The following is a 5593-nucleotide window of genomic DNA, read 5'->3' on the forward strand; positions in this document are numbered from 1 at the left end:
ACACCACGCTTTTCCCATCTCACGCGTTCGGCGTCGCGAAAGGTGGCTGAGCTACCACTTTGGTTCCGGCCGGCCGGCGGCCGGGCAAAGGGGGTGACCACCCGCCCTGGCCCGGCGTGTGGCTCGGGACCTGAGAGTGGTCGTACCCCTAGTCTTCGTCTTTTTTGTCCAGGTTTTCCAGCTCGGAGATGTCCCAGTCCAGGGACTGGCGGGCGAAGGCCTCCGGGTTGGCGAAGTCGTCGTCCGTCGGCAGGAGGTCGGGGTGGCCCCACAGGGCGTCGCGGCCCGCGATGCCCCGCTCCTCGGCCACCGCGGCCCACAGGGCCACCGCCTCGCGCAGGCGCCGCGGACGCAGCTCGAGCCCCACCAGCGCCGCGAACGTCTGCTCCGCCGGGCCACCGGCGGCCCGGCGCCGGCGGAAGGCCTCGCCCAGCGCCACCACCGACGGCAGGCGGTCGCCGGCGGCCGAGTCGACCACCTGGACCACCCAGCCCTCGATCAGCGCCAGCGCGGTCTCCAGGCGAGCCAGTGAAGCCTTCTGCTGCGGCGTGTCCTCCGGTGTGAAGATGCCCTCGAGCGCCATGGCCTGCATCGACTCGGGGTCGCTCGGGTCGACGCGGCTCATCGCCTCCTCGATCGCCTCGCGGTTGACCGTGATGCCGTTCGCGTAGGTCTCCACCGCGTTCAGCACGTGCGCACGGAGCCAGGGCACGTGCTGGAAGAGCCGCTGGTGCGCCGCCTCGCGCAGCGCCACATAGAGCCTGACCTGATCCTCCGGGACCTCGAGGCCCTCGCCGTAGGCGCGGATGTTGGCCGGGATCAGCGCCGCGGTGCCGGCCTTGCCGAGCGGCAGCCCGATGTCACCGGCCGACAGCACCTCCGCCGCCAGCTGGCCGAGCGCCTGGCCGAGCTGGCCACCGAAGAGCGCGCCGCCGAGCGTGGCGACCATCGACTGCATCGGGCCGAGCTGGGCGCGAGCCTCCTCGGGCACCAGGTCGCTCATCGCGCCGACCATCCGGCCCGCGATCGGGTCGCACAGCTTCTTCCACACCTCGAGGGTGTTGTAGATCCACTCGTTGCGGTTCCACGCCGTTGCGGTGTTGATGCCGCTGGGCAGCGCGGAGGCCGGGTCGAGCCAGAGGTCGGCGAGCCGCAGGGACTCCTCGATCTGGTTGCGCTCGACGATGGTCACCGCGGGGTCGCCGGCCGCCTGGAGCTGACTCGCCGCCACCTGGCGGGCGAGGTCCCAGTTGACCGGGCCGCTGTCGGCGCCGGCGAACATCTGCTGCAGCTGAGCCATGAACTGCTGCATCTGCTGCGGGTCGGAGGGATCGGGCGGCTGGGCGCCCGGCAGGGAGAAGCCGAACGGGATATCAGGCACGGGCCCAACGGTACGCGCGAAAACGCCTCGCGGTACCGATGGCGGTGTCAGCTCAGAGAGAACTCAGGGTGGGTGGCTAAGCTCACGCGCATGAGACGTCGTGGTGTCACGGTAATCCTCGGCGCCCTGATCACCGCACTGCTCGCCATCGGGGTCATGGCCGTGCCCATGCCCTACGTCGTGTTGAAGCCCGGGCCGACGGTCAACACGCTCGGTTCAGACAACGGCAAAGAAGTGATCCGGGTGACGAAGGCGACGACATCGGTGTCGAAAGGGCAGCTCAGGCTCACCACAGTGGGCGTGCAGAACGACGTCGAGCTGGTCTGGGCGATCCGCGGCTGGGTCAGCAACGAGCAGGCCGTCGTGCCGCGTGACGTGATCTACCCGCCCGACCAGAGCCAGAAAGAGGTCGAGGAGCAGAACCAGCAGGAGTTCCAGAGCTCGCAGAGCACCGCCGAGACGGCCGCGCTGCGCGAGCTCGGATACCCGGTTCAGACCTTTGTGGCGGCGGTCACCCCTAATGGTCCGTCCGCCGGCAAACTGGCCAAGGACGACATCATCACCTCGGTCGACAACCAGCCGGTGACCACCCCCGAGAAGCTGACCGAGCTGATCCGGGCCAAGCCCGCCGGCACCGACCACGTGATCGCCTACACCCGCGCCGGCAAGCCCGGCACGGTCGTCGTCAAGTCGGCGGACGACAAGGGCACGCCCCGGGTGGGCGTGCAGATCGACAAGAAGCAGCCGCACCCCTTCGACGTGGAGATCGACCTCGGCGAGATCGGTGGGCCGAGCGCCGGCCTGATGTTCACGCTCGGCATCATCGACAAGCTCAAGCCCGAGGATCTGACCGGCGGGAAGGTCATCGCGGGCACGGGCACCATCGACGACGAGGGCAACGTGGGACCGATCGGCGGCATCCCGCAGAAGCTGGTGGGCGCGCACGACGCCGGCGCCCAGATCTTCCTCGTACCCAAGGACAACTGCGCCGAGGCGCTGCGCAACGCCGTGCCGGGGCTGCCGATGGCGGAGGTCGCCACGGTGGACGACGCCCTGGCCGCCCTGAGCACCTTCACCTCCGGGGGCACGCCGAAACCGTGTTCCGTCGCTTGATAATCCCTATGGGAGCCTACGTTGGTCATGCGTAACAGTCCTCTACCGAGGATGAGCCGGCGCGGTCGCGTCACCGTCGGCGTCCTGGTCGGGGTCTTTCTCCTTTTCACACTGCTGGGCTGGGGCATCGACGCGTACACGGATCTGCTCTGGTTCCGTGAGGTCGACTACACGGACGTCTTCACCAGCGTCCTGCTGACCCGTGTGCTCCTGTTCCTCGCCGTCGGCGCCGCCATGGCGCTCATCGTGGCCGGGAACCTCTATCTCGCCTACCGGCTCCGGCCGCTGCTGCGCCCGCACTCCGCGGAGCAGGCCACCCTCGAGCGCTACCGGATGGTCATCACGCCCCGGCTGGGCACCTGGATCACCGTGCTCGGCGTGCTCATCGGCTTCTTCGCCGGGCTGAGCGCGCAGACCCGGTGGAAGGACTGGATGCTCTTCCAGAACGCCCAGCCCTTCGGCGCGAAGGACCCCGAGTTCGGTGTGGACGTCGGCTTCTTCGTCTTCGACTACCCGATCTACCGCTACCTGCTCGGCGTCGCCTTCACCGCGATCGTGCTGTCGGTGATCGGCGCGCTCGCCATGCACTACATCTACGGCGGGGTGCGGCTGCAGGGCGTCGGTGAGCGGATGACCGCTTCCGCGCGGGCCCACCTGACCACGTTGGTCGCGGTGTTCGTGCTGCTCAAGGCGGTGGCCTACTACCTGGACAAGCGAGGGCTGCTGCTCGAGCAGCACGTGTCACCGGGCCTCTACGGCGCCGGCTACACCGATGTCAACGCACTGCTGCCGGCCAAGGAGATCCTCATGTGGATCTCCATCGTGGTGGCGATCGCGATCGTCGTGTTCTCCAACGCGGTCATCCGCAACCTCGTCTGGCCCGGCATCTCGCTGGCCCTGCTGGCAATCTCGGCCGTGGCGATCGGCGGCATCTACCCGCTCGCCGTGCAGAACTTCACGGTGCAGCCCAGCCTCGCCGACAAGGAGGCGCCCTACATCCAGCGGTCGATCGACTCCACCAGGGCAGCCTTCGGCCTGGAAAGCACGATGATCCGGCCGTACCCGGCCTCCAACACGGTCGCCCCCGCCAACCTGAACACCAACGTCAGCGCGCAGAACGTCCGCCTGCTCGACCCGCAGCTCACCTCCGAGGCGTTCACGCAGTCGCAGCAGGTCCGCGGCTTCTACGACTTCGGCGCCAAGCTGGACGTCGACCGTTACTCGGTGAACAACAGCACGCGCGACTATGTGGTCGGCGTCCGCGAGATCAACGACGACGCGCTGACCACGCAGCAGAAGAACTGGCTCAACCGGCACACGGTCTTCACCCACGGGTACGGACTGGTCGCGGCGCCCGCCAACCAGGTGTGCTCGGGTCTGCCGTTCTTCGTCAGCGGCTTCCTGGGCGACCAGCAGACCAACTGCTCGGCGACCTCCGAGCAGATCAAGGTGGACCAGCCGCGGGTCTACTTCGGCGAGCAGTCCACCGAGTACGCGATCGTCGGGCAGACCGACGAGAACCGCAAGGTGGAGTTCGACCGGCCGCAGCCCAACGACAGCAACGCCGAAGAGCGCTACACGTACGAGGGCGAGGGCGGCGTGCCGATCGGCTCGTTCTTCCGCCGGCTCGTCTTCGCGATCAAGAACACCGAGAGCAACTTCCTGCTCTCCGACGCGGTCAACGACAACTCCCGGCTGATGTACGTGCGCGACCCGCGCTCCCGCGTGGAGAAGGTGGCGCCGTTCCTGACCATCGACGGCGACCCGTACCCGGCGGTCGTCGACGGGCGCATCAAGTGGATCCTCGACGGCTACACGACCAGCGCCTCCTACCCGTACTCGCAGCAGGTCAACCTGCAGCAGGAGACGCGCGACGAAACCACGAACCAAGGCACCTTCGCGCTCGCCCGCGACAACGTGAACTACATGCGCAACTCGGTCAAGGCGACCGTGGACGCGTACGACGGCACGGTCAAGCTGTACGAGTTCGACGACAAGGACCCGGTCCTCAAGGCGTGGAACAAGGCGTTCGGCGGTGACCTGATCCTGCCGAAGGCGGAGACGCCGGCGTCGCTGATCGCGCACTTCCGATACCCGGCCGACCTGTTCAAGGTCCAGCGCAACCTGCTGGCCCAGTTCCACGTGAAGACCGCCGGCGAGTACTTCTCCGGTCAGGACTTCTGGCAGGTGCCCAACACGCCGGACGCGCCGCAGCAGAACATCAAGCAGCCACCGTTCTATCTGAACGTGCAACTGCCCGGCCAGGACTCCACCAGGTTCCAGCTCACCTCGGCGGTGACGCCACGCAACCGCGACAACCTCGCGGCGCTGATCTCCGGGTCGTACGTCGGAAACCAGCCCCGGCTCGAGGTGTTCGAGCTGCCCGACCAGACGGCGATCCCCGGGCCCGTCCAGGTCCATCAACGCATGGCCAACAACGCGACGGTCCGGTCCGAGCTGACCCTGCTGTCCAACAGCAACCAGTCCCAGGTGCTCTACGGCAACCTGATCTCGCTGCCGGTCGGCGAGGGCATGCTCTACGTCGAACCGGTCTACGTGAAGGGCAGCCAGACCAACGCGGTTCCGCTGCTGCAGAAGGTCCTGATGTCCTACGGCGACGGCAGCACGTACGTGACGCTGGCGGACAACCTCAACCAGGGCCTCGAGGCGCTGATCGCCCAGGGCAAGGCGTCCGGCACCACCACCAACCCACCGCCCGGCAACAACAACCCGCCACCCACCAATCCGGGAACCGGCAACGGGCCGGCCCTGAGCGGAGCGCTGGCCGCCGCCGCGTCGGACGTCGACACCGCCATCACCGAGGTGAAGGCGGCCCAGCAGAGCGGCGACTTCGCCCGCTACGGCCGGGCGCTGCAGGCGCTCGACCAGGCGATGACGAAGTTCCAGGACGCGCAGCGGGCGGCCGGCCAAACGCCGTCCGCCAACCCGTCGGCAGCGCCGTCGGGCAGTGCGCCCGCGCCGAGCAATCCGGCGCCCACCCCTAGCGGGTGACGCGTTTCCCCTGGTCCGCCCCCATGTGGGGCGGACCACGGGGGGTCGTTTTGCAGCCGACTGCGGGCTTGCGCTACTGTTAACGAG

At 68.2% G+C, this 5593-nt stretch carries 3 protein-coding genes; 2 read left to right on the top strand and 1 reads right to left on the bottom strand.

Annotated elements, in window-relative coordinates; all coding sequences use genetic code 11:
* Nucleotides 1–148: 148 nt before the first annotated feature.
* On the bottom strand, nucleotides 149–1381 hold the full coding sequence (locus AB0M20_RS24310; RefSeq protein WP_364301784.1) for a zinc-dependent metalloprotease: 1233 nt from the start codon (nucleotides 1379–1381) through the stop codon (nucleotides 149–151).
* A gap of 90 nt (nucleotides 1382–1471) precedes the next feature.
* Here AB0M20_RS24310 and AB0M20_RS24315 point away from each other — a divergent pair, with 90 nt between their 5' ends.
* The gene (locus AB0M20_RS24315) at nucleotides 1472–2494 is read left to right on the top strand and encodes a PDZ domain-containing protein (protein WP_364301786.1); all 1023 of its coding nucleotides are present in this window, start codon (nucleotides 1472–1474) and stop codon (nucleotides 2492–2494) included.
* A gap of 51 nt (nucleotides 2495–2545) precedes the next feature.
* Nucleotides 2546–5506 carry a UPF0182 family protein gene (locus AB0M20_RS24320; protein WP_364301788.1) on the top strand — a complete coding sequence of 987 codons (2961 nt, stop codon included), beginning with the start codon at nucleotides 2546–2548 and terminating at the stop codon, nucleotides 5504–5506.
* Nucleotides 5507–5593: the final 87 nt, after the last annotated feature.

It is taken from the genome of Actinoplanes sp. NPDC051633, from assembly GCF_040681735.1.
Classification (GTDB): domain Bacteria; phylum Actinomycetota; class Actinomycetes; order Mycobacteriales; family Micromonosporaceae; genus Actinoplanes.